We start from the raw sequence: 23,357 nt of genomic DNA, 5'->3' as shown, positions 1-23,357 counted from the left end.
GCACACCGTTCGGAGGACAGGATGACAACCGAGAACGCGCCGAAGCCGGCCCTGCTGTCGCGCATATCGGTGAATCAATGGCTGGCCGCCGTCCTGATCGTGCTGGCCGTGGTGTTCATCGCGCAGAACCGGGACCGGGTGGATATCAATTTCCTGCTCGTCACCGTCACTTCGCCGATGTGGCTGGTCCTGCTGATCATCTTCCTCGTCGGTGCGGTCGCGGGTTTGCTGATCAAGCGCCGGGCGCGACGCTGACCCACTATCCGGAGCCGGGCGGTTCGGCGGTCGCGGCGGTGACGCTGGCATAGACCGGAATGCGGTGGGTCCCGGATTCCGCGGCCGCCAGCGCATCGCCGAACTGCCCGATCGAGCGGGCGATGCGGAAGTCGATACCGCGGTGGGCGAGGCTGTCCCGGAGATCGACCAGCATCGACGCGGCGGTCACATCGATGGCGGGCGAGGTCTCGGCATCCAGCACCACCAACCGGGTGTGCTCCGTGCAGAGTTGCTCGATGCGGTGCCGGACGTGGTCGGCGTTGACGAAGTACAGCCCCGCTTCCACCCGGACCACCAGCAGGCCGGGGCGTTGCGCCAGTCCGGGATGACGGTGCACGTCCAGCCACAGACCGTCGCGGGGTCCGAGTACCGCGATATGCGGTTCGGAACCGCGGTAGACCAGCAGGACGATGGCGACACCGACCCCGATGAGCAGCCCCGGGAGGGTATCGAACAGCAGCACGCCGAGCATGGCGGCGATCGCCGCCAGGAAATCCGCGCGGGCGGCACGTCCGTAGATATTGCCCAGCCATTGCGTCCACACCTGGTAGAGCCTGCGGAGCGCCGCGATATCGACCAGTTCGACAACCGCCGCGATCACCACCGCCGCCAGGGTCGCTTCGGGCAGTTGCTCGAACAGGCCGGTGAGCAGCACCAGGGTGAAAACCGTCAGAACGGCGACCACCAGACCACTCATCTGTGTTTTCGCCCCCGCCGAGCCGTTGACCGCGGTCTTCGACAGACTGCCGTTGACGACCATTCCGGAGAAGAAGCCGGCGCCCAGATTCGACGCGCCCAGCCCGAACAGTTCTCGGTTGGGCTCGATCTCGTAGCCGGCCTTGGCGGCATACGTCTTGGCCGCGCCCAGCCCCTCGGCGAATCCGATCAGCAGTACCCCGACGGCGGGTCCGAGCAGATCGAGATAGTCACCCCAGCTCACGCCCCCGGGCAGGCCCGGAACAGGTAGACCGGAATCGATCGGCCCGACGATATCCACCCCTTTGCCATCCAGATCGAACACCCGCACCGCCAGGATTCCGGCCAGAACCGCGAGCAGCGCGCCCGGAATCAGCGGCAGCCATTTCTTCACGGCGAGCACCAGGACCAGGCTGAGTCCGCCGACCAGCAGCGTGCGCCACTGCGTATCCCCCAGACCCGTCAGCACGCCCCACAGCTGTTCGAAGAAATCGCCCTCGTGTTTCTCGATTCCGAGCAGTTTCGGCACCTGGCCGATGATGATCACCAGCGCCAGCCCGACGATGAATCCCTTGAGTACCGGTTCGGAGATGAAGGAGGCGATGAAGCCGAGGCGCAGGAGTCCGGCCAGCAGGCCGACCACTCCCGTCGCGATGGCGAGCCCGGTGGTGAGGGCGATATACCGTCCGCCGTCGGCCCCGGCCAGCGGTGTTATCAGCGCGGCCGACAGTGCCGCGGTCGCCGACATCGGGCCCACCACCAAGTGCCGGGAGCTGCCGGCCAGCGCGTACAGAATCAGCGACGGGACCGCCGCGTACAACCCGACCACCGGCGGCACACCCGCGATCGTCGCGTACGCCAGCGCCTCCGGGACGAGTACCGCCCATACGGTCAAACCAGCGATGAGGTCCGGCCGCAGCCAGCCGCGCCGATAACCGTGCAGGGAGGGGAACAGTTGCGCGGCGATCGCCCGCACCGGGCTTTCGTGGCCTGCGCCGGAAGGCCGGGTGGGCTCGTCGCTCACAACTCACCGTGCCCTTCGTGGAGTAGGACCATGGACCGGACAAATGCGGACCTGCGGTCCGGCATCGGTGCCGGATACGACGCGACGAGTCCGTGTCAGGTGGGCGTTCGCCAGGTGGCGATGGCCCAGATCGCCACGACGCTGAGGGCGATGATCACGGTCGACCACCACGGGTAGTGGGGCAACCAGAGGAAATTCGCGACAATACACAGCGCCGCGAAACCGATTGCCATCAGCCGGCCCCATATCGAACCCGTGATCAGGCCCACCGCGGCGAGAATCAACGCGGCGCCGATGCCGATATGGATCCAGCCCCACGTCGTGATGTCCATCTGGTAGATGTAGGCGCCGCCGAGCATGAACAAATCGTCCCGGACGACCGCGGCGATCCCCTCCAACAGCGATAGCGCGCCGACGGTCAGCATCAGGACCGCCGCGGCGATCGAGGTACCCGCGGCCAATCCCTGGGCCAGCGGGGGACCCTCGGGAGCCACGGGGACGTAGTGCGGTGCAGTGGTCATCTCCGCTCCTTCCGGGCGCCGTCCTACGACGACTGTCGCCGTTGCCCGGCCGGTTCCGCTTCACCCCGGGTGGGTGAACCGGTATCGGCTCACCGACGTCCGGCCCGGGATCCGTCGGGCGCCGGAGGCCCGCCCCCGGGAGTGCTCCCGCCGATGAGGACGTCCATCCACCTGGTCGACGGGTCCATATCGAACAGCAGCGCCTTGGCCAGCAGGGTGAGCGGTATGGCCAGCAGCGCACCCAGCGCGCCCAACACCCAGGACCAGAACACCAGCGACAGGAACGTGATCGTGACACTGAGCCCCACCGCGTCGCCGACGTATTTGGGCTGGATCACCGATTGCACCACGACGTTGAACACGCAGTAGAGCACGATCACCCAGATCATTTTCGTCACGCCGCTGTCCAGCAACGCCAGCAGCGCGGGCGGCACCAATCCGATGACGAAGCCGATATTGGGGATGTAGTTGGTGATGAAGGACAGCAGCGCCCACAGCAGCGGAAACGGTACTGCCAGCAGTCCCAGCGCCACACCGTCGAGGACCGCCACGATGAGACCGAACACCGTCGACACGATCAGGTACTTGCGGGTACCGGCGGTGAACGAGCCCAGTGCCTGCGCGATATCGGGCCGCATACCGCGCAGCACATCCATCCGGCGCCCGATACTCATTCCGTCGAACACCATGAACAGCAGCAGCGTGACCACGAAGACCAGGTTGGAGAAGGCACCGGCCAGCCCGCGCAGCAGATCTTCGAGCACCTCGACCAACTTGCCGAGATCGAATCCGCTCAGCGCGTGGTCGATCCGTTCCTGGTCGATATCGAATCGCGCCAGCAGATTCTGGACCTGATCCAGCAGATCCCCGAAACGGTCGGAGTAGTCCGGCAGCGAGGTCGCCAGCTGAGCAGCCGAAACAGCCATCGCCGCGACCAGTCCGAGCAGGATCAGATACACCACCACCAGCGCCGCGAGCATCCCCAGCCAGGCCGGACGGCCCCGGCGCTGCATCCACTGCTGGATCGGCTGCACCGCGATCGTGAGCATCAGCGCCAGGAACACCGGGCCCAGCACCCCGGCGAAAGCTTTCGCCCCGGTGACGGCCACCACGGTGGCGGCCGCGACGAGCAGGACGATCAGACCCCGCGGGATCGCCCACTGCGCGGACCGGCCGCCCCCCGCCGCGGGTTGCGGCGCCTCCGGGGGCGGTGCGGTCACGAGATGGCCTTGGCCTTGAGCCGCTCGAACTCCCCTTCGGTGATCGTGCCGTCGGCCAGCAGCCGTTTCGCCTCGGCGATCTGCGCCGCCGGATTCGTGCCCGCCGAACGCTGGATGTATTCCTTCTCCGCGGCCTGCACCTGCTGCGCCTCGGCCATCGACCGCTCCGTCATCCCCTTACCCCGGACGATCAGGTAGACCAGCGAGGCCAGTAGCGGCAGCACGATCAGCAGCACAACCCACAGCGCCTTGATCCATCCCGACGTCTCCCGGTCCCGGAAGAGGTCGCCGATGATGTAGAAGAGCAGCAGCAGGTACGCGATGAACGCGAAGCTCACGACAACCAGCCAGATCGCTTCCCAGAACGACACGGTCCACCTCGCTTACGTCGGATACAGCGGTCCCCGGAGCGGGGATCCGTTTCACGCTATGGCGGGCAGGTAGCCCGCCGACTCACCCGATACGGATGAATATTCTCGGATACGCGCTGGTAACAGGTTGGTTCACGTCCCGCTGAGGGTGCCCTCAACTCGGGTAGGCTCCGGCCGAGTGAGTGCTAGTGCTGTTTCGGAAATCTTCTTCGGGAGGCACCGTGACCACTTCGCCAACACTGGATCCGACGGGCCGCCCGATATCGCGAGCTCGGTCACAGTCACATATCCCGGTGTTCCCCTTCGCCCCGGTATCCCGGCCGCGATTGCATACCGCTCTGGACGCTGTGGTCGACAACCACAACGGTGGTGTCCTGCTGGTCTGTGGTCCGGTGGGAGTCGGCAAAACCGTGGCCGTGGCGGACTGGGCGGCAACATATCTGCCGCGTTCGCATCCGGATACCCGGACCGCCTGGCTCACCGTCCGGGAGCAGACCGCGCTGTGGCCCGAACTGCGCTCCCGGCTGCGCGTGCACGCCGCCGGGACAGGGCAACCGGCCGCCGGTGTCGGTGAGGCCGACGCGATCCTCACGGCGCTGGCCGGCAGCGCCGAACCGACCGTGGTGGTGATCGATGACGCCCACCTCATCACCGACCCGCTCGCCCTGGCCGGGCTCGAATACTTCCTGCAGAACGCGCCGCCGACGGTGACCACCGTGCTGTGCGCCCGCTTCGATCCGCCGATCCGCTGGCATCTACTCCAACTGCATTCCCGGCTTACCCGCTGGAGTGCCCCCGATCTCGCGCTGTCGCCGGAGGAGGCGACCCGGCTCTGCGACGGGCACGAATGCGCACTGGACCAGCAGGGACTGCGCGCCTTGATGTCACTCACCGAAGGCTGGGCGGCACTGGTCCGGATCGCGGCGATATACCTGACCGCGAGTTCGAGCGAGAACACCGACGCGCTCACCGCGCTGGCCCGGCCACCGCATGCGTTCGCCGATCTGCTGGTCGGTGAACTGATCGATACGCTGTCCCCGGCGCTGCGGCAGTTCCTCACCTGCACCAGCGTCCCGGAGGAGTTCACCGAACAACTCGCCGACGAACTGGTAGGCGGCGGGGCGGCGCATCTGCTCTACGAGCTCGACCGGATCAACTTCCCGATGACCACGATGTCCCGCAGCGGCAGGGTCTGGTACTCGTATCATCCGATGCTGCGGGCGTATTTTCTGGCCGAGGCGAACCGGCTGGGCCAGGACCTGTGCGCCGATCTGCATCTCCGGGCCGCCCGTCAGCTCACCGCCGTGGGTGAACTCCAGGCGGCGCTGACCCATCTGCTCGCGGTTCCCGACCATCGTCCGCTGGCATCGTTCCTGTCCGAGCACGCACTGGCACTGGTTTTCGCCGATCACGGTGAATCCCTTTTCGACGCGCTCGCCGCCGCCGCCCCCGATGTGCTGACCGATCCGTTCCTGCGCCTGCTGCAGGCCACCGACGCGCTATTGCACGGCGGTAGCGGTTCGGCCCAGGCCTACCGGGACAGCGCCCGGATCCTCGCCGACGACGACCCCCATTCGATCGCGGGCCCGTACCGCCTGGACGCGCTGACGGTGGCCGTGGACGCCGAACTGGCGGTGGCGACCGGCGCGGATACCGAACCGATCGTGTTCCCGGAGCGGATGCCGCCCGCCGACCGCCCCGACCTGGACGGCTATCTCGCCGTCACCACCGGTACCGCGCTGGCGCTGCGGGGTGAACTCGCCCGCGGTGAGGAGCGGTTGCGGATCGCGTTGAGCCGCACCAGGTCCCGCTGCCATCCCCGGTTGCGGTTGATCGCGGTGACCAGGCTCGCCGTGACCGCCGGCCTGGCCGGGTCGATCACGACGATGCGCCAGCGCGCCGAACGCGCCTGTGCCATCGCCCGCGATCACGAACTACTGGACCTACCGGAAACCGTGCACGCCACCGCACTCGAGGCCTACGGCGCGTACCTGCAGGGGTCGGATCCGCACCCCGAGCAGATCCGGATCCTGTGCGCCGAGCACATCCGCCGCGACGGCACACCGGGCCCGGTGGCCGGCTGGCTGCCCCATGTGGTGGGCACTCTGCTCGACTGCCAATGCTCCGAGGCCCCCGGTACAGCCACCGACCGGCTGCGCCGCAGTATCGGCCGGCTCCTGGACGCCGACCCCGCACCCATCCTCGGCGGCAGTCTGCTCAGCGCCGCGGTGTGGGCGCTGCTGGGGGTCAACGAGACCACCGCCGCCCGGCAGGTCGTCGAACGGGCCCGCACGGTCCTGGGTGTCACCCCCGATACCGTCCTGTCCACCGCCGCGCTGACCGCTGTCACCGGGAACCATCACACGGTCATCAACCAGGTGGAACCGGTACTGACAGCGACATCGGGAGCCCATCCCGTCGCCCGGCTCACCGGCTGGCTGCTCTACGCCCGCGCCCACCACCAGCTGGGCAACGATTCGAAAACCCGGGAGGCCGTGGACAACGGTCTGCGGATCGGCGCCACCCATCGGGTGAGCCGCCCGTTCTTCGATGTCCCCGGCACCATCGACCTGCTCGACTACTACGCCGGGTGTTTCGGGCACACCAGCGCGTTCGCCGACAGTGTCCGGTCCGGCCACCGGTCGAGGCGGCGGGTCCAGCACCCACCGCTCACGGCCACCGAACTGCGGATCCTGCAGCAGTTGCCCTCGGGCCGGACCACTCAGCACATCGCCGACGATCTCAGTGTCTCCATCAATACGGTGAAAACCCATCTGCGTGGGATCTACGCCAAACTCGGCACCCGCTCCCGGATGGAAACCCTCCAGGAAGCCCGGCGCAGCGGACTGCTCTGACCCGGCGGCTCACCCGGTACCGGATCGCTTTCACCCGGTGCGGACGATGTCCGGCGGTACCGCCGCGGAACACACTTCATATCGACGCGGCGACGCCTGCCGTCGCGACCCGGTCCGGACGAGGCAGGAGACGGCGATGCGATACCAGTTCACCATCGACGGCGAACTCTCCGAACGCGCGCTCGCCGCATTTCCAGAGCTCACCGGCGATCACGCGCGCGGAACCACGGTCCTGTCGGGTCCGGTCGGCGACCCGACAGGGGTACGGGGCATCCTGGCCCGGATCGACAATCTGGGTCTGACGGTGATCGAAATGCACCGGCTGCCCGATTGAACGCCGGCCCTCGGACCGGATGCGTCAGAACGCATTCGCCCGATCCGCCCAGCGTGGCGCGAGCTGTCCGGCCTGTGCGCGCGGGAACGAGATCCGCCCGGGGTCTCCGTCCGAGGTGTAGCGGCGGGCGGGATCGGCCGCCAATTGGTCGAGCCAGTAGGCCGAATCGAACGGGACCACGCCGAGCCCGGACCGGATCCGCGGGACTGCCTGCGGATCCACCGGGCCGAACGGTGAGGACGCCGGGTTCGCGCCGACCAGCATGGCGGCGTCTAAACGGTACGTGGTCCCTTCCCACGCGCCCGCGAGCGCGAGACCCGGATCGGCCGGGGAGCTGCCCAGCGGCAGTGCCATCGTGCGCACCGCTGTCCCCGGCGCCGCCGTGGTGATGGCCCGCACGTTCTGCCCCAGCTCCCGCTGTACGCCGGCGGCATCCAGCTCCGCCAGATCCTGGTGGCTCGCGGTGTGGGCGCCGATCTCGTAACCGTGCTCGGACAGCCACGGCAGCGCGCGCGGATCGTTCTCGAAGGGATCGTTGTTGACGTAGAAGGTCGCGCGGGCCGGAAAGTCGCGGTGCTCGGCGGCGAAACGCTCCAGCACCCCGGCCGCGCAATCCGCGCTGGGTTCACCGGCCGCGGTGAAACGTAGCTGGCTGCCGGTGGAATCGTCGAAGGTGAGCACCACCGGATGCGTTCCGGCCGGAATATCGATATCCCCGGCGATGTACTGGGCGGCGGTGACCGGGCGATAACCCTCGCGGTACAGGCGCTCCAGTTCCGCGCGGAACTCCCCGGGGCTCTGATCGTATTCACCCTCCGGCGCGGCGGTCACCTGGTGGTACATGAGAATCGGGACCTCGCCGAGTTCGTCGGCACCGACAGCCGCCGGGTCCGGGGGCGCGGGAGGCGCCGGCGGCGGGGCGGAGCTACTCGGCGGCGACCCGGCCGAGGCGGGCTCCCCCGCCGCTCCGCAGGCGGTGGCCACCGCGCATACCAGCGCCGCCACGACCACCCGAACACAAGTCCCCGGGTACCGCACCATCGCTCGAATATTACGTGCCGACAACGATTTACGGTTGATCTCCGCGAAATAGATCGCCGCTGCCGCGGACTCGTCATAGTGGGCGCGAAGCTGTTCGTGGAAGTTGGTGCGTTGTGCTCATGCGGGTCCGGGCAGCCGATCGAAAACGATTGGTTGCCCTTGTTTTCGGTGTCATTGTGATCGTTCTCCTGGTATTCGCCGGTCTGGGCGCCGGCAGATCACCGGCGCCCGATCTTCCACTGAGCGGATTACCGGCCGGCCCCGTCGGGGCCGCGGCGCTACGGGATCTGACCCTGCGGGTGGACGCCACCGGTCACGACCCCCACGCGGTCCAGCTCGCGGTGGACGGTTCGCCGGTAACGGGACAGGTCGACGGCAACAACGTGCTCTACCACCCAGAGGAGCTGGCCGACGGGGAACACACCTTCACCGCCGAGATCCCACCCGGCGGAGTGACCGGATGGCTGCGCGACGGCCCGAGCGCCGCGGCGACCTTCACCGTGGACACCGCCGCACCGCAGCTGGATGTGACACAGCCGGAGACCGCCGCGTCCTACCGGGACCCGGTCACCGTTCGCGGCCGGGCACCGGACGCGGAACAGGTGTCCATCGGCACGCATTCGGTAGCTCCCGGCCCCGACGGAAATTTCGTCAGCGAACTACCGCACAGTCCCACCGGGTCGGAAGTGGTCGCGGTGGACGCGGCGGGTAACGCGACCACCCGCGCGCTCACCACGGGTATCGACCTCCCGCGGATCCGCGCGGTCCACGTCACCGCGTACGCCTGGTCGGACGACGGGATGCGTAACGCCGTCCTGGACATGGCCCGGCAGGGCCGGATCGATACCGTTCAGCTCGATATCAAGGACGAGGACGGGGTCGTCGGTTACGCCTCGAAGGTGCCGCTGGCCCGGACCACCGGCGCCGCCACCCCGATCTACGAGGCGCGGGCGGCGCTGCGGCAACTCCACGATATGGGCGTTGCGGTGGTCGGCCGGATCGTGGCATTCCGCGACCCCACCCTCGCCGAATGGGCCTGGCACCACGGCCGCCCGGACTGGGTGGTGCAGGATCCGGCCCGGCAGCCGTACTCGAGCCACTACGGCGCGATCGCGTTCACCAACTTCGCGCACCCCGAGGTGCGCAATTACAACATCGCGCTCGCGGTGGAAGCCGCCGAAATGGGCTTCGACGGGGTCATGTACGACTACGTCCGCCGCCCCGACGGCAGCCTGTCGAGTATGCGTTTCCCCGGCCTGAAGGGCCCCGCCACCCAGGCGGTCGCCGCGTTCCTGGGGCAGAGCCGCGATCCGGTCCACGCGGCCGGCGCCCACCAGGGCGCGGCGGTCTACGGTATCGCCGCGACCCGGCCGGACCAGATCGCGCAGGATATTCGTCTCATCGCCCACCAGGTGGATTTCGTGGCGCCGATGATCTACCCCTCGCACTGGGGCCCGGGCGAATACGGTGTCGCGGATCCGAACGGGCAGCCGTTCGATATCGTCGCCGCCTCGCTGCGGGATTTCCTGTCCGCGACCAAGGACACAGGCGCCACGGTCATCCCCTGGCTGCAGGACTTCAGCTTGGGCGCGAACTATGGGGATGCCCAGGTCAGAGCGCAGATCGACGCCACCTACAGATCCGGGATCGACAGTTTCTTCCTGTGGAGTCCCAGCGTGGAATACCACGCCGGCGCGCTCGATCCACTGTGACCACGTAACACCGAACGCCCCGGCCGCGACGTCTCCGATGACGTAACGGCCCGTCGGGGGGCCTGTCCGTCCATTTATCCGAAGTGGAATGGAGCACGGGACATGGCTTTCCGGAGTAGCTGGATCCTGCGATCTCGCGGATGGTTCGCGCAGCATCGCATCGCCTCGGCGATCGCCGCACCCACGGCACTGGGTGTGGTGGCCGTGGTGGCCGCCTCGTATTCGATGACCTCGTCATCGCAGCAGGTGGATACGCAGCTGAAGGCCTCGGTCACCGAATGCCACGATATGGTCACCATCTCGGTGGCCGGTCGTGGTGATACCCCCGCCGAGGGCACGACGAGAATGCTGGTCGACGCGAACGGCAACCCGCTGCCCGCGGCACTGTCCGGCGATCACAGCAGCGACTGGGTCGACCCGGTGGTCAACGCCCCCGCCGACGATGTCGATCCCGGTTCCTACGCCGCGGTCTATATCGCCTATCCGGCGAATATGGCCACCTACGAAGACGCCGTCACCACCGGTGTCGCCAACACCCAGCAGGTGATGCGGGAAATATCCCAGGCCTGCCCGGACACCCGGTTCGCCATCGTCGGATACAGCGAGGGTGCCGATGTGGTGCGCCGGGTCGCCATGGAGATCGGACATCAGGAGCAGCAGGACGGCGGCTACGCCATCGTCGATCCGGACAAGGTCACCGGAGTGGTCATCCTGGCCGACGCCGGCCGCGCCGCGGGTGACGGGCCCTTCCCCGGCGCCGAGAACCCCTACGGCAACCCGGACGGTTTCGACCAGCTGTACCAGAACGGGAAAACACCGGTGCCCGGCCAGGGCGCGCTACCGGATACCGGCGGGGACTTCGGTTCGTTGAACGGCAAGATCGCCTCGTTCTGCTCCGACGGCGACCTCACCTGCGCGGCACCGGAGAACATCGCGCTACTGCAGCTCGTGGTCAATGTCTCGCGGCAGCTGAATGCCGACGCGCTCGAGCGCGAGGGCCTGACCCCGGCGACCGGACAGGATCTCGCGGTCGTCCTGAGCCGGGTCGCGCTGCTCGCACTCGCCGATATCCAGTCGCAGCCGAACTGGATGGCCAGTGACGAAACCTTCCTCGAAGTTCTGCTGCGGGTCTCGGAGCCGGGCTACGAACCCGGAACCACTCCCCCCGCTTCGGAAGAGCCCGCGGATTCCATCTCGACCGACGAGATCTCGCCGCTGGCCTATCTGCCGCAGAAGGTCCTCAACGAGATCATCGGGCTCATCGTCACGAACCAGAACACCATCCCGGTGATCCTGTCCGACCCCTATAACCTCACCCTCGGCCCGAACGCCACCGGCCACCATTTCGACTACTGGCGCAACGCCGACGCGGCGAACGGCAGACCGCTGACCTCCGCCGAATACGCGGCGGCCTGGCTCACCCACCTCGCAAAACAGGCGCAGGCCGGCGAACCCGTGAACACGAAATCGACCCCGGCACCCGAAGATCTGGACGACGCCTACCGGGCCGCGGCCGCCACCTCGACCGAGCAGGCAGCCGAGCCGGCCGGCACCACCACGGCAGCACCGACATCCACCGTCGCCACCTCGCAAGCCGAGGCCACCACCGCACCGCCGGCCGAAGAGCAGACGACCGTACCGCCCTCACCGACGACCGAACCGCCCGTCTCGACCACCGCACCCACGAGCACATCGGCACCCGAGGTAGCCGCCCCGACAACCACCACGACCGTGCCGCGGACCACCGAATCCACAACAACCGAAACCCCCGCGCCACAGGTCGGCGAATCGGTCGCGCAGACTACGCGCTGACAACCCGGGCGCGATATCGAATCAGCCCGCACAGCAGGCCGGGGCCGATCTTCGGTCCCGGCCTCCTACGTCTCCGGGACGATCGTGGCGGCACAGACACCCGGTTCGAACCTTTCCGACACGGCACCCCACTCCTCGCTGAAGCCGGTGACGATCGGCAAGGATGCCGGTATGACCATCACCGCACAGGATCTCGCCCATCTCCGCCGCTGCGTGGACCTGGCCCGCGAGGCGCTCGCCGACGGTGACGAACCGTTCGGCTCCGTACTCGTCTCAGCCGACGGCACAGTGCTGTTCGAGGACCGCAACCGGGTGAAAGACGGAGACGCCACGCAGCATCCGGAGTTCGCGATCTCCCGCTGGGCCGCAGGGCATCTCACTCCGGGCGAACGAGCCGCCGCCACCGTCTACACCTCCGGTGAACACTGCCCCATGTGCGCGGCGAGCCACGGCTGGGTCGGGCTGGGTCGTATCGTCTACGCCACCTCGACCCGCCAACTCTCGGCCTGGCTGCGCGAATGGGGTGTCCCCGCGGCCCCGGTCGCCGCACTCCCGATCGGCGATATCGTCCCGGGCGCGATCACCGAGGGACCGGTCGACGAGGTGGCCGGCGAGGTCCGCGACCTCTACCGCGCCTGCTTCACCCAGCAGCCCCCGACCTCGGCCTGACCGAACCTCCGGCAGCGCATTGTCCGCACGGAGCTCGGGCGCAGCTCGTCACGAGCCGTGCCAGCGTTCGACGACCATGACCATTTCCCGACCGAGATATTCGAGATAGTCAGCGATCTCATCGAGACGTTTACCGGAATGGCTTGTTGCACCGACTATTTCGGCTCCGATGCGGGCGACTCGGACTCGTTCTTCGGCGGCGCGGGCAAGTTGCAGGGTGGTGCGGTACCAGGTGTCGCCGTCGATGGAGTAGCGGTCGCGGCGGCGGGTATCGCGTTCCCGGCGGATCAGATCGCGTTTCTCCAGCGCGCGGACTGCCGTAGAGATGGAGGCCGGACTCACCCCGAGCCGGTCTACCAGTTCGGCGGCGGTGAGACTGCCGGAGTCGGTGAGGTGCAGGCAGGTCATCACCCGCGCCTGCATCCTGGGCATACCGTCGTAGACGAACAACTCGGTGAACTGCGTGGCGAAATCACGTAGCGCCTCATCGTCGACCGTTACTTCCGCTGTGGAGGGTCGCCGCACCGCGCTTCGCCGGGCCCGGACCGCGGTGGCACGGTGTGCCCGATCGGCGCGATAGCGACCGGGCCCGCCGTTGCGGGTCACCTCCCGGCTGATGGTCGAAGCCGGCCGCCCGAGACCGCGCCCGATCTCGGTGTATCCCAGCCCATCGGCCAGCCCCGTCTCGATATATTCCCGCTCACGCGCGGTGAGCCTGCCTCCTGGCATCCGGTTTCGACCTCCTTCGGGTCCGGCATGCCGGCCAGTATGCGTTCATCGGCATCTCATTGCAATCTCAATCTTCCCCGTTGCATTCGGCGGCAAAGTCATTGCATTGACGAAAACAGTTTCACCATCAGAAATCGTAACTTCTCACACAGATTCAGTTGAGCATCCGATGAATGCAACTTAGCGTTCACCTCATACCGAACCCTATGTCGGAGGTAATTCGATGACCGAACCGATGACCGCCGCCTTATCGTTGCCCACCGCCCGGCCTCCGGGGTGCCCCTTCGATCCACCCATCGAGCTGGCGCGGTTCCGTGAGCGAAACCCACTGATCCGCATGGTGTTCCCGGACGGCCACCGAGGCTGGCTGGCGACCGGGTTCGCCACCGTGCGCGCTGTTCTCGCCGATCCGCGCTTCAGCGCGCGACCGGAGCTCATGCACTCCGCGCTGGCCGATCTCGGCCCACTGCCCCCGGCACCGCCCGGCAACTTCCTCAACCTGGACGCACCCGAGCACACCCGCTACCGAAAGCTGCTGACCGGTGCGTTCACCGTCCGCCGGATGCGGCAGCTCGGCGAGCGGGTGACACAGATAAGCAGCGAATACCTGGACGCGATGGAACGTGCCGGTGGCCCGGTGGATCTGATGGCGTCGTTCGCGTATCCGGTTCCGGCGTCGATGACCTGTGAAGTACTCGGTGTGTCCGAGGTCGATCGAGATCGGTTCCGGCAGCTGATCGGAGACATGGTCATATCGTTCAGCGATCCGGACGTTCCCGTCGAACAGGGCTTCGCCGCCGTCGAGGAGACTCAGGAATATATGCGGGACCTGGTCGCCGCCAAACGAGCCGACCCGGCCGACGATCTACTCAGTGATCTGACCGCCACCGATCTCGCGGGCAGTGAGCTCACCGGGGTGGCGGTCCTGCTGTTGATCGGTGGATTCGAGACCACGGCGAACATGCTGAGCCTCGGCACTTTCGCGCTGCTGAACCACCCGGAACAGCTGGCCGCGCTGCGCGCCGAGCCCGGTCTCGTCGATCGGGCAGTCGAAGAGCTCATGCGCTACCTCACTGTCGGCCATACCTTCACCCGTTCCGCCCTGGAGGATGTCGAGCTCGCGGGGCAGATGATCGAAGCCGGTGAGACGGTGGCGCTTTCGGTACAAGCCGCCAATCGCGATCCCGCCAGGTTCGACGATCCGGACACACTCGACCTGCACCGTAACGCCGTGGGACATCTGAGTTTCGGGCACGGAATCCATCAATGCCTCGGCCAGCAGCTGGCCCGAGTCGAAATGCGCACAGCGTTGCCCGCGCTGATCTCCCGGTTTCCCGATCTGCGCCTCGCGGTTCCGGCAGAGGCCATCGTGATGCGTCCGGACCGGTTGGGGATCCACGGCGTGCGACAGCTTCCGGTCACCTGGTAGAAGCATCGCGTCGGGGTCGCGAGCAGCCGGTGCTACCACCGCGCCGATGCCGGCGGCACCCTCGTCGTGGACCAGCCGATCGACGTCCCCGGCCGGACCATGATGCACGATTTCGCGATCACCGAGAGGTACGTCCTCTTCCTGGATCTGCCCGTCGTATTCAGTCTCGAATCGGCACAGCAGGCCACCATGCCGTACCGCTGGGATCCCAGCTACGGAGCGCGTATCGGCGTTCTCCGCCGCGACGACCCGGCCGTCGACCGGCTTACCGCACTCCGGTGTGTACGCGGTTGGGACACACCACCTCACCCGGTACGACGTGAACTCGGGGCACCACCGGACACACGATTTCGGCGTGGACGAGCCCGGCGAGGCCGTGTTCGTTCCCGCGTCCACCGGTACCGGCTACCTGCTGCTGTTCGTGTTCCGCCCCGAAACCGGCACGAGTGATCTCGCGATCCTCGACGCAGGTGATCCGGCGGCCGCGCCGGTGGCGGAGGTCCATCTCGGCGTCCGTATCCCGGCCGGATTCCACGGCAACTGGTTTCCCGATACTCCCACCGAGAATTGACGATCCGCCGAGGGCAGCGGCCCGGCCTTCGGCGACTTCGAGAAGCGGGCCGTCACTTGCCGCTGTACACGGGGAAGACGCTGTGGTCGCCGTAGTCGCGGGCTCGCAGGTTTCGCAGGGCGTCCATATCGTCGCCGGTGATCTCGAAGTCGAGTTGGGCGTTGCTGCGCATATGGCCGGGGTCGGCGGTTTTGGGCAGTGAGACTGTTCCCAGTTGCAGGGTGTATCGGATACAGAGCTGCGGAACGCTCACGTCGTACCGGTCGGCCATCGCCTGGACGTCGGGGTTTTTCAGGATTTCCCCGTGGGCGATGGGTGAGTACGCCTCGACGAGGATGTTGTTGTTTTCGCAGTAGGCGATCAGCTCGGCAGGGGTGTTGCCCGCGTGGACGAGCAGCTGGTTGACCTGTGGTGCGATCGTGCAGGCACCGAGAATGTTGTCGAGGTCGTGCTGCTCGAAGTTGGAGACGCCGATAGAGCGGAGTTTGCCTGCCGTGTAGGCGTTTTCCAGTGCGCGCCAGGCCGCGCGATTGCCCTCGGCGTAGTCTCCGCCGCGGAAGTCGCTCCAGGGCTGTGGACTGTGGATCAGCATCAGATCGATGTGATCGAGTCCGAGCGTGGCCAGTGAGCCGTCGATCGCGGCGACGGCGGCGTCGAAATCCTTGATCTCGGCCGCCAGCTTGGTCGACACGAACAATTCCTCGCGCGCGACGCCGCAGGCGCGGACTCCTTGCCCGACGCCTCGCTCGTTACCGTAGGCCTGGGCGGTATCGATATTGCGGTAACCGATCGAGACTGCTTCGGAGACCGCGCCAGCGGCCTTGTCGTCATCGATGAACCAGGTCCCCAAGCCCAGCTTGGGGATACGGACGTCGTTGGACAGCGTGTACGTCTCCTGCAGGATCATGATCCACTCACTCCTCGGTTCACGTGTGACGTGGGATGCTGTGATTGTGGGGGGTGCCGGCCGAATCGATCGTCGCGGTGTGGGTTCCGCGGGCGCGGATGGTGTGGTTTCAGTCGCCGAAGACCTGCTTTGCGACGGTCATGGCACTCATACCGTTGGGCCAGCCGGTGTAGAAAGCGAGATGGGTGATCGCTTCCTTCAGCTCGGTCTCGGTGACGCCGTTGGTGCGGGCGTAATCGAGGTGGAAAGTGAGCTGGTCGGTTTTGCCCATCGCGGTGAGCGCCGCGACGGTGATCAGGCTGCGATCTCGTTTGGACAGGCCCTCGCGTTCCCAGACCTCGTCGAACAGGACCTTGTCGGTGTAGTGGGCAAGACCGGGCGCGAAGTCGCCGAAAGCGCGCTGCCCGCCGGTCCAGCCGGTGCTGTGCTCCTGAGCCATTATCGCTTCCTTTCGTCGTCGGGTTGCGCCGCGCCCCGCGCGAACCGCGCCCCGACCAGCGCAGACAAAGCCGGGAGGAGACCATACGCGGTCGAAGCGAGCACGAACACCACCGTTCCGGTCGAGAATGCGCGGCGAGTACCAACACGGGCGCTCACCGGCCAGCGGTCAGTAAATGTGCAGCAAATATAAGAGTGTAGTCGTCGGGCACCCATTGCGACCCGGCCGGCCACGCCGAGCGCGGTGGTCAGGGTCGTTGCCGCCCGGCCGCGAGGAGCGGGTATCCGAGGTTTTATCCGGCCCGGTGTAGCCATCCGATATGGCGGCCGCATATCTCGGCGGTGCGCAACAGTCCGAGGCCCGCATCGCCGGCGAGAGTGGCCGCGTGATCTATCGCGACCTCGGCCCACGGGAACCAGTCGCCTGCGTGGTTCCGGGTTTCCAGGCGAACGTCCCGGACCACTATTCCGGTTCCGGGACAGGCGAATTCGATGACGGCCAGCCCACCCGGCCGGAGCAGTCGCCCCACCCGGCACAGCATCCGGCGCGGGTCGCCGCCGATACCGATATTGCCGTCGGCGAGTAATGCGTAGTGCCAGCGGCCGTCGCCGGGCAGGGGGCCGAAGATATCGCGGGCCACCGCCGGGGCGCCGCGGTGACGGGTGACCGCGATGGCCGTCGGCGAGATATCCACGCCCAATGCCATCACCCCGCGGCGGCAGAGCGTGGTGACCAGGCGGCCCGGACCGCAGCCCAGGTCCACGGTCGGGCCGTCGCAGCAGCTGACCAGGGCCGAATCCACGCGTCTGTCGGCCGCGGTGATGCGGGATCCGCCGAGCCAGCGGCGGGTGGGCAATCGGGTGCGGTCGCCGTCGGCGGTGCGTATCCAGCAGTCCCCTCCGGTCAGCGCCGGATCGAATCGGCCGATCACCGGGCCACCCGCTGGTCGGCGAGATTGCGGACCTCGGCGGCGAAGCGGCCGGTGCAGTCGGTGGCGACGTGCAGCGCATCGGTGTAGTGGTCCACATCGGTGAGGGTCGGGAGTGTGCCGACCCAATAACCACTGTCCTGCAAGGCATTCCGGGTGGCTTCTCCGGTTCGTTCGGTGGACATCGGCACGTCGGCGAGGAGCCGGGCGGCACTGGGGTCGGACAGTCCCAGCGCCCACCAGCCGCCGTCGGCTGCCGGGCCGAGCAGTGCCTCGGCGCCGCCGGCCAGGGATCGGGCGGCGTCGGCGAGAAGCCGGGGATCGAGCTGCGGGGTGTCCATACCGATCTGCAGGACCGGCAGCCCGGTGCGTGCGGCGTCGGCATGCGCGTTCGCCAGCCGCACCCCGAACCCGTCTCCCCGCTGCGCCGTGATCTCGAAACCCGCCAGCTTGTCGGCGATTTCCGCGCCGTATTCGGCCGCGCCGAGATCACCGGTGAACGCGACGACCCGGCGTGCGGCCGGACAGTCCAGCACTGCGTCCAAGGTGTCCAGAAGCGCGGCGGCCGCCAGCCGCGCCGCCTGCACCGGCGTCAGCGGCGGACTCAGCCGCGTTTTGGCGAATCCGGCGACCGGCGCCTTCGCGACGACCAGGACAGTCACCGGTATCGGAGCACCGAGCTGTTCATCCGGAGCACCGGTGTTCATCGCGATATCCGGCCGATCCCCGGTCCCCCGCCCGGACGATTCCGTTCCGCCGCTCATCGCAGCACCGCCAGGAAATCACGGGTGGCCCGCAGCGACCCCCGGGCCGACCCGGAAACCTTCGACTTGCCGCCGGTGCGAGGCTGGTAGCTGATATCGATCTCGCGGACCACCCAATCGGCGTCGGCGGCTCGTACGAGCAGTTCGAGGGGGTAACCGAACCGGTCGTGCAGACGCCCCAGCGATTCCAACCGGGCCCGCTGCGCGACCCGCATCGCGCCGATATCGTGCACGGGCAGTCCGTACCGGCTGCGCAGCCGGTGGGCGACGATCCGGTTCCCGAGCCGGGTGTGCCAGGGCCAGGCCCCTCTGGTGACCGGCCGGCGACGGCCCACCGCGAGATCGGCGCCCGCACGGACCGCCGCCACCAGCCGGGGCAGTTCACCCGGATCCATCGACCCGTCGCCGTCGAGCACGGCGACGAGTTCGGTGCCGGACGCCGCGATACCGGCCTGGACGGCTGCGCCGTAGCCCGGCCGCGTTTCGCTGACCACCCGCGCGCCGGATTCGGCCGCGACGGCCGCGGTGGTATCGGTCGAGCCGTTGTCGACCACGATCGGCCGGTAACCGGCCGGAACCGCAGCCAGCACACCCGGCAACGCTTCGGCTTCGTTGCGGCACGGGATCACGACGGTGACGCCGGCCGGTGCACACTGGTCTGTCGCCATGGCTGCCACGCTAAGCCCGAATCGGCTCGAAACCTGTGACAAAAGGATGACGTCGTGTCCGGTACCTGGTCGGTGCGGTGTTTCCGGTGACGACCGCGCCTAAGGTGGCCTCTGTGCCGGATCTGATCGAAACCACCGGGACCCGCCACCGGGTCCGCGGGGAGCTGCTCGGTGCGGGAGGCGCCGCGCTTCTCGTGCTTGCGGCATTCGCCGTTCCGCAAATGGCGAGCGAATCCTGGCGGGACAGTCTGTTCGCCGCGGCCGCGCCCATCTTCGGCCACTGGTCGCCGCATATCGGCTGGGGCACCGTACCCGCGGCCGTACTGGCGGTCGCCGTGGTGACCCAGGGGCCGGCCCTGGCCCAGCGCCTGTCCTGGCGCCCGCTGCTCGGTGCCGGTTATCTGACCGCGCTCGGCTGGGCCTTCGTCCTCGCCCTCGTGGACGGTTGGGAACGGGGCTTCACCGAACGTCTCGCGGACGGGCACGAATACCTCGCCGAGGTACCGGGGGTCACCGATATCGGGTCGATGCTCGAGACCTTCGCCGACCGGATCCTGGACGGGCAACCCGATTCCTGGACCACCCACGTTTCCGGTCATCCACCGGGGGCGCTGTTGTTCTTCGTCCTCCTCGACCGCGCCGGGTTGGGCGGCCCCACCTGGGCGGGGATCGTCTGCGTACTCATCGGCTGCAGTACGCCGATCGCGGTGGCGGTCGCATTACGCGCCCTCGGCAGCGAGGGCCGGGCGCGCGCCGCGCTGCCGTTCCTGGTCCTCGCCCCGGCGGCGATCTGGATCGCGGTGTCCGCCGACGCGATGTTCGCGGGGGTGACCGCGTGGGCGGTCGCGCTGCTCGCGGTTGCCGCGGGCGCCCGTCCCGCCGCCCGGGATACGGGGGCCGATTCTCCCGGACTGTGGACCGGAATGCCGGCGGCCGTCGTCGCCGGAATCCTGTTCGGATTCGGGATCTACCTGAATTACGGCCTGATACTCATGGGATTCGTGGCGGTGGCGGTGCTGGTGGCCGCCCGCACCGTACGGCCACTGGTGCCGGCGGTGCTGGGCGCGCTGGTCGTGGTGGCCGGGTTCACGCTGGCCGGATTCTGGTGGTTCGACGGCTATCACCTGGTAGTCGAGCGTTATTACCAGGGCATCGCCACGGACCGCCCGTACGGGTACTGGTGGTGGGGCAACCTCGCGGCGACCGTCTGCGCGGTGGGTCTGGCCACGGCGGCGGCACTCCCCCGTACGCTCACCCGCCTACGCGCGCTGGAACCGGGCGCGCTGCTGGCGGCGGCGGGCCTGTGCGCCGTCGCCGCCGCGGATATCAGTGGCCTCAGTAAGGCCGAAACCGAACGGATCTGGTTACCGTTCGATATGTGGCTGCTCGTGGCGACGGCCTATCTTCCGCAGGTCCGGGCCCGGCCCTGGCTGGCGGTGCAGGCCGCCGGGGCGCTGCTACTGGTCCATCTACTGCTGACGAATTGGTGAGGTCGATCGATGTGCATACTCGTGGCCGACGACGACCCGGTGGTCCGGGAAGTGGTGCGCCGGTATCTGGAACGGGACGGCCGCACGGTGGTGGAAACCGGTGACGGCCGCGCCGCCCGCGCCGCACTGGACGGTATGAGCGCACCCGACGAGGTGGAGCTCGCCGTACTGGATGTGATGATGCCCGAACCCAACGGGATCGAACTGTGCCGCGCGGTGCGGTCCGGACAGCGTCCGGATACGCCGATAATCCTGCTCACCGCACTCGGTGACGAGGACGATCGGGTAATCGGCCTGGAGGCCGGCGCCGACGACTACGTCACCAAACCGTTCAGCCCGCGCGAGCTCGCCCTGCGCGTCACCTCCGTCCTGCGCCGCAGCACCCGGCCCGAACCGGCCCCGCATCAGCGGATACTGCGTGACGGTCCCATCACCGTGAACCCGTCCGCCCAGCTGGTGTTCGTCGACGACACCGCGATCACCCTCACCCCACGCGAATTCGACCTGCTGGTGTTCCTGCTGCGCAACCCCGGACAGGTCTACAGCCGGGAGGGCCTGCTGGAACAGGTGTGGGGCTGGGATTTCGGGGATCTGTCGACGGTCACCGTCCATATCAAGCGGTTGCGCGCCAAGCTCGGCTCCCGGCACCGGATCGACACCGTCTGGGGTCGCGGCTACGCCTGGGGTCGCACGGATATCACCGGGGAGCCGTCGGATGCCTGAGAATCTGCTGGAGATCATCGGCTATACGCTGGCGTGTTCGCTGCCGGTGGTGATCGCTGGGGCACTCGCCCTGCGCGCACTGCGCGACCGGTCCCTCACCGCGAGCATGGCGGTGCTCGTACTCATTCCGACCCTGGCGACGCTGGCCGGGATCACCGGGGTGAGCGGGCTGATGTTCACCGCCGAGTTCCGGCGGACCTCTCTCGTCCTACTGCTGGTCGCGGCCGTCACCGTCCCCGCGGCCATTCTCCTGGGCCGGGATCAGGCCCGTAAAACTGTGTGGGAGAAGCAGATACGTGAGCAGGAACGCGCCGCCGAACAGTCCCGCCGGGAGCTGGTGGCCTGGGTCAGTCACGATCTGCGGACCCCGCTGGCCGGAATCCGGGCCATGACCGAAGCGCTCATCGACGGCGTCGTCGCCGATCCTTCCGATATCGCCCGCTACGCCGGGCAGATCGAACGCGAGACCCGGCGGCTGTCCCGGATGGTCGACGACCTGTTCGAGATGTCGAAGATCTCCGCCGGCGCCCTGCACCTCGATCTCGAACCACTGGATCTGCGTGAACTCATCGACGAGATCTACGCCGCGCACCGCGCCACCGCCGACCGGGCCGGTATCGGTTTCACCGCCGAGCAACCCCCCGCGCCGCTGCCCGTCGCGGCCGACGACCACGCCCTGGGGCGGGTCCTGGCCAATCTGGTGTCCAACGCCATCGCGCATACGCCGCCCGGGGGCAAGGTCGTGATCACGGCCGGGCGCAGCGACGGGCATATCTGGACCCGGGTGGACGATTCGGGTCCGGGGATCGCCGAGAGCGATCTACCGCGGGTCTTCGAGGTCGCCTACCGCGGCACGGCGGCCCGGTCGCCGGTGGCGGACAACGGTGTCCCGATGGGCAGCGGAATGGGTCTGGCTATCGCGGCGGGCCTGGTCCAGGCGCACAGCGGGGCGATCACGGCGGCGAACCGCGAGGTCGGCTGCCGCTTCGAGATCCGGTTACCCGCCGAGACCGGGTAGATCCGCCCGCGCCTCAGCAGGCGGATACGTCCAGGGCGGACGGGCGCAGCGGTGCCGACGCGAACTCCACCAGGCCCGTCTCCGGTGCCACCTGTGCGGTGAAGCCGAGCAGCCGGCGGGCGCGGGTCGGGTCGGCGACGATATGCCGGACGTCGCCGGGCCGCACATCCCCGGTGACCACCGGGTCCGGGCCGCCGTGGGCGGCGGCGAGCGTCCGCGCGACCTGACCGATGGTGATCGGCCGGCCCGAGCAGACGTTCAGCGGCTCGAACCCGGGAAGTCCGGTTTCGACGGCGGCGAGATTGGCCGCGGCGATATCGGCGACGTGCACGAAATCCCTCGTCTGGCCGCCGTCTTCGAAAACACGCGGCGCCCGGCCGGCGGCCAGTGCGGACCGGAAGATCGCCGCGACCCCCGAATACGGGGTATCTCTGGGCATTCCGGGTCCGTAGACGTTGTGATACCGCAGGGCGGTTACCGACGAGCCGGTCAAGGCTGCCCATGCGGTCGCATAATTCTCCTGTGCGACCTTGCTCGCGGCGTACAGGCTGCGCGGCCGTGCGGGTGTGTCCTCCGGAACCGGCGCCCACTCGAGATCCGCACCACCGGATCGATGCTCGAACCGGCCGGCCGCCAGATCGTCGCCGCGGCGCGCTCCCACGGCGACGAGACCTTCCGGGCCCCGGTACAGGCCCTCGCCGTACACCACCATCGACGACGCCAGCACCAGCCGGTGGCAGCCCGCTCGATCCATCGCCGCGAGCAGCACCGCGGTCCCGTAGTCGTTGTGACCCGCGTAGGCGGGCGCGTCCTGTGCGTCTACCCCGGCGCCCACGACGGCCGCCTGATGACAGACGACGTCGACACCGCGCAGCGCACGGTCCAGTTCGGCGGGCTCCCGGATATCGACCCGCGCCACCCCCTCCGGCGGCCGGGCGCCGGGACCGTGCGCGGTGGGCAGCATGAGGTCGATGGCCACCACTTCGTGGCCCGCCTCCTGCAGCGTGGTGTGGATATGGGTTCCGATGAATCCGGCCGCGCCGGTCAGCAGTACTCGCACGCCGTCGATACTGCCCGCTCCCCGGCCCGCACCGGGACAGCCGAGGGCCGGTGTCACGATTTCGTCATACTGATCCGTTGTCCACGATGCGATAGGTGCA

23 protein-coding genes and 1 pseudogene are annotated in these 23,357 nt (G+C 68.1%); 12 read left to right on the top strand and 12 right to left on the bottom strand.

The window, feature by feature from the left end; genetic code table 11:
• Positions 1-21: 21 nt before the first annotated feature.
• The gene (locus ABZ827_RS14965) at positions 22-255 is read left to right on the top strand and encodes a LapA family protein (RefSeq protein WP_357237208.1); all 234 of its coding nucleotides are present in this window, start codon (positions 22-24) and stop codon (positions 253-255) included.
• A gap of 4 nt (positions 256-259) precedes the next feature.
• On the opposite strand, the gene ABZ827_RS14960 is transcribed toward ABZ827_RS14965, so the two are convergent.
• The 4 genes from ABZ827_RS14960 to ABZ827_RS14945 form a co-directional block, all read right to left on the bottom strand.
• Positions 260-1,927 carry a SulP family inorganic anion transporter gene (locus ABZ827_RS14960; protein ID WP_357237435.1) on the bottom strand — a complete coding sequence of 556 codons (1,668 nt, stop codon included), beginning with the start codon at positions 1,925-1,927 and terminating at the stop codon, positions 260-262.
• Between the two features lie 164 nt (positions 1,928-2,091).
• Positions 2,092-2,517, bottom strand: a complete 426-nt coding sequence (locus tag ABZ827_RS14955) for a hypothetical protein (RefSeq protein ID WP_357237206.1) — start codon at positions 2,515-2,517, stop codon at positions 2,092-2,094.
• Between the two features lie 89 nt (positions 2,518-2,606).
• A complete protein-coding gene (locus tag ABZ827_RS14950) occupies positions 2,607-3,737 on the bottom strand; it encodes an AI-2E family transporter (RefSeq protein WP_357237204.1) in 1,131 nt (376 codons plus the stop codon).
• Complete coding sequence (locus ABZ827_RS14945) at positions 3,734-4,108, bottom strand: SHOCT domain-containing protein (RefSeq protein WP_357237203.1); 375 nt, start codon at positions 4,106-4,108, stop codon at positions 3,734-3,736. Before ABZ827_RS14945 ends, ABZ827_RS14950 begins: the two co-directional genes overlap by 4 nt.
• Before the next feature lie 221 nt (positions 4,109-4,329).
• Here ABZ827_RS14945 and ABZ827_RS14940 point away from each other — a divergent pair, with 221 nt between their 5' ends.
• Entirely contained in the window at positions 4,330-6,963 is a 2,634-nt protein-coding gene (locus tag ABZ827_RS14940; RefSeq protein ID WP_357237201.1) for a LuxR C-terminal-related transcriptional regulator, read from the top strand.
• Positions 6,964-7,099: 136 nt separating this feature from the next.
• A complete protein-coding gene (locus ABZ827_RS14935; RefSeq protein ID WP_357237199.1) occupies positions 7,100-7,297 on the top strand; it encodes a hypothetical protein in 198 nt (65 codons plus the stop codon).
• A 24-nt stretch (positions 7,298-7,321) separates the two neighbouring features.
• Here the strand turns inward: ABZ827_RS14935 and ABZ827_RS14930 are convergent, their stop codons facing one another.
• Positions 7,322-8,338, bottom strand: a complete 1,017-nt coding sequence (locus ABZ827_RS14930; protein ID WP_357237197.1) for a polysaccharide deacetylase family protein — start codon at positions 8,336-8,338, stop codon at positions 7,322-7,324.
• A gap of 176 nt (positions 8,339-8,514) precedes the next feature.
• Between ABZ827_RS14930 and ABZ827_RS14925 the strand changes: the two genes are divergently transcribed.
• From ABZ827_RS14925 to ABZ827_RS14915, 3 genes are all read left to right on the top strand, one after another.
• Complete coding sequence (locus tag ABZ827_RS14925) at positions 8,515-10,050, top strand: putative glycoside hydrolase (protein ID WP_357237195.1); 1,536 nt, start codon at positions 8,515-8,517, stop codon at positions 10,048-10,050.
• 102 nt (positions 10,051-10,152) lie between these two features.
• On the top strand, positions 10,153-11,862 hold the full coding sequence (locus tag ABZ827_RS14920) for a cutinase family protein (RefSeq protein WP_357237193.1): 1,710 nt from the start codon (positions 10,153-10,155) through the stop codon (positions 11,860-11,862).
• Between the two features lie 171 nt (positions 11,863-12,033).
• Positions 12,034-12,531: a nucleoside deaminase gene (locus ABZ827_RS14915; protein ID WP_357237192.1), complete on the top strand. Its 498-nt coding sequence runs from the start codon at positions 12,034-12,036 to the stop codon at positions 12,529-12,531.
• 48 nt (positions 12,532-12,579) lie between these two features.
• Here the strand turns inward: ABZ827_RS14915 and ABZ827_RS14910 are convergent, their stop codons facing one another.
• Positions 12,580-13,260, bottom strand: a complete 681-nt coding sequence (locus ABZ827_RS14910) for a helix-turn-helix domain-containing protein (protein WP_357237190.1) — start codon at positions 13,258-13,260, stop codon at positions 12,580-12,582.
• A 223-nt stretch (positions 13,261-13,483) separates the two neighbouring features.
• On the opposite strand from ABZ827_RS14910, the gene ABZ827_RS14905 reads away from it, so the two are divergent.
• The 3 genes and pseudogenes from ABZ827_RS14905 to ABZ827_RS14895 all read left to right on the top strand — a co-directional run bounded on the left by ABZ827_RS14905 (position 13,484) and on the right by ABZ827_RS14895 (position 15,260).
• On the top strand, positions 13,484-14,689 hold the full coding sequence (locus ABZ827_RS14905) for a cytochrome P450 (protein WP_357237188.1): 1,206 nt from the start codon (positions 13,484-13,486) through the stop codon (positions 14,687-14,689).
• Between the two features lie 36 nt (positions 14,690-14,725).
• Positions 14,726-14,935 (top strand): annotated as a pseudogene (locus ABZ827_RS14900) (carotenoid oxygenase family protein); the annotation flags it as partial.
• Positions 14,835-15,260 (top strand): carotenoid oxygenase family protein, encoded by a 426-nt coding sequence (locus tag ABZ827_RS14895; protein ID WP_357237434.1) that lies wholly within the window; start codon positions 14,835-14,837, stop codon positions 15,258-15,260. The pseudogene ABZ827_RS14900 and the gene ABZ827_RS14895, both read left to right, overlap by 101 nt.
• Before the next feature lie 52 nt (positions 15,261-15,312).
• Here ABZ827_RS14895 and ABZ827_RS14890 read toward each other — a convergent pair whose 3' ends face one another.
• The 5 genes from ABZ827_RS14890 to ABZ827_RS14870 form a co-directional block, all read right to left on the bottom strand.
• Positions 15,313-16,170 (bottom strand): aldo/keto reductase, encoded by an 858-nt coding sequence (locus ABZ827_RS14890; protein WP_357237433.1) that lies wholly within the window; start codon positions 16,168-16,170, stop codon positions 15,313-15,315.
• A gap of 106 nt (positions 16,171-16,276) precedes the next feature.
• On the bottom strand, positions 16,277-16,606 hold the full coding sequence (locus ABZ827_RS14885) for a carboxymuconolactone decarboxylase family protein (RefSeq protein WP_357237186.1): 330 nt from the start codon (positions 16,604-16,606) through the stop codon (positions 16,277-16,279).
• Positions 16,607-16,898: 292 nt separating this feature from the next.
• Positions 16,899-17,537, bottom strand: a complete 639-nt coding sequence (locus tag ABZ827_RS14880; protein WP_357237185.1) for a class I SAM-dependent methyltransferase — start codon at positions 17,535-17,537, stop codon at positions 16,899-16,901.
• Entirely contained in the window at positions 17,534-18,241 is a 708-nt protein-coding gene (locus tag ABZ827_RS14875; RefSeq protein WP_357237432.1) for a DUF2064 domain-containing protein, read from the bottom strand. Before ABZ827_RS14875 ends, ABZ827_RS14880 begins: the two co-directional genes overlap by 4 nt.
• A 53-nt stretch (positions 18,242-18,294) precedes the next feature.
• Entirely contained in the window at positions 18,295-18,966 is a 672-nt protein-coding gene (locus tag ABZ827_RS14870) for a glycosyltransferase family 2 protein (protein ID WP_357237183.1), read from the bottom strand.
• 122 nt (positions 18,967-19,088) lie between these two features.
• Here ABZ827_RS14870 and ABZ827_RS14865 point away from each other — a divergent pair, with 122 nt between their 5' ends.
• The 3 genes from ABZ827_RS14865 to ABZ827_RS14855 are packed head-to-tail and all read left to right on the top strand — an operon-like array spanning position 19,089 to position 22,197.
• A complete protein-coding gene (locus ABZ827_RS14865; protein ID WP_357237431.1) occupies positions 19,089-20,456 on the top strand; it encodes a hypothetical protein in 1,368 nt (455 codons plus the stop codon).
• A gap of 9 nt (positions 20,457-20,465) precedes the next feature.
• Positions 20,466-21,179 carry a response regulator transcription factor gene (locus tag ABZ827_RS14860; RefSeq protein WP_357237181.1) on the top strand — a complete coding sequence of 238 codons (714 nt, stop codon included), beginning with the start codon at positions 20,466-20,468 and terminating at the stop codon, positions 21,177-21,179.
• On the top strand, positions 21,172-22,197 hold the full coding sequence (locus tag ABZ827_RS14855; protein ID WP_357237179.1) for a HAMP domain-containing sensor histidine kinase: 1,026 nt from the start codon (positions 21,172-21,174) through the stop codon (positions 22,195-22,197). The genes ABZ827_RS14860 and ABZ827_RS14855 overlap by 8 nt, the downstream gene beginning before the upstream one ends.
• 13 nt (positions 22,198-22,210) lie before the next feature.
• Here ABZ827_RS14855 and ABZ827_RS14850 read toward each other — a convergent pair whose 3' ends face one another.
• Entirely contained in the window at positions 22,211-23,266 is a 1,056-nt protein-coding gene (locus ABZ827_RS14850) for an NAD-dependent epimerase/dehydratase family protein (protein ID WP_357237430.1), read from the bottom strand.
• Positions 23,267-23,357 lie beyond the last annotated feature (91 nt).

The organism is Nocardia sp. NPDC019395 (assembly GCF_040632335.1).
In the GTDB taxonomy this organism is placed as follows: Bacteria; Actinomycetota; Actinomycetes; order Mycobacteriales; family Mycobacteriaceae; genus Nocardia.
Note: the sequence above shows the minus strand (reverse complement) of the source record. Positions and strands in the feature narration are given on the sequence as shown.

Bases quoted from the DNA above. Each gene is read 5' to 3' on its own strand.
- ABZ827_RS14965 (WP_357237208.1), top strand. From the start codon at position 22: ATGACAACCGAGAACGCGCCGAAGCCGGCCCTGCTGTCGCGCATATCG.
- ABZ827_RS14955 (WP_357237206.1), bottom strand. From the start codon at position 2,517: ATGACCACTGCACCGCACTACGTCCCCGTGGCTCCCGAGGGTCCCCCG.
- ABZ827_RS14935 (WP_357237199.1), top strand. From the start codon at position 7,100: ATGCGATACCAGTTCACCATCGACGGCGAACTCTCCGAACGCGCGCTC.
- ABZ827_RS14930 (WP_357237197.1), bottom strand. From the start codon at position 8,338: ATGGTGCGGTACCCGGGGACTTGTGTTCGGGTGGTCGTGGCGGCGCTG.
- ABZ827_RS14920 (WP_357237193.1), top strand. From the start codon at position 10,153: ATGGCTTTCCGGAGTAGCTGGATCCTGCGATCTCGCGGATGGTTCGCG.
- ABZ827_RS14915 (WP_357237192.1), top strand. From the start codon at position 12,034: ATGACCATCACCGCACAGGATCTCGCCCATCTCCGCCGCTGCGTGGAC.
- ABZ827_RS14910 (WP_357237190.1), bottom strand. From the start codon at position 13,260: ATGCCAGGAGGCAGGCTCACCGCGCGTGAGCGGGAATATATCGAGACG.
- ABZ827_RS14905 (WP_357237188.1), top strand. From the start codon at position 13,484: ATGACCGAACCGATGACCGCCGCCTTATCGTTGCCCACCGCCCGGCCT.
- ABZ827_RS14885 (WP_357237186.1), bottom strand. From the start codon at position 16,606: ATGGCTCAGGAGCACAGCACCGGCTGGACCGGCGGGCAGCGCGCTTTC.
- ABZ827_RS14875 (WP_357237432.1), bottom strand. From the start codon at position 18,241: ATGAACACCGGTGCTCCGGATGAACAGCTCGGTGCTCCGATACCGGTG.
- ABZ827_RS14870 (WP_357237183.1), bottom strand. From the start codon at position 18,966: ATGGCGACAGACCAGTGTGCACCGGCCGGCGTCACCGTCGTGATCCCG.
- ABZ827_RS14860 (WP_357237181.1), top strand. From the start codon at position 20,466: ATGTGCATACTCGTGGCCGACGACGACCCGGTGGTCCGGGAAGTGGTG.
- ABZ827_RS14855 (WP_357237179.1), top strand. From the start codon at position 21,172: ATGCCTGAGAATCTGCTGGAGATCATCGGCTATACGCTGGCGTGTTCG.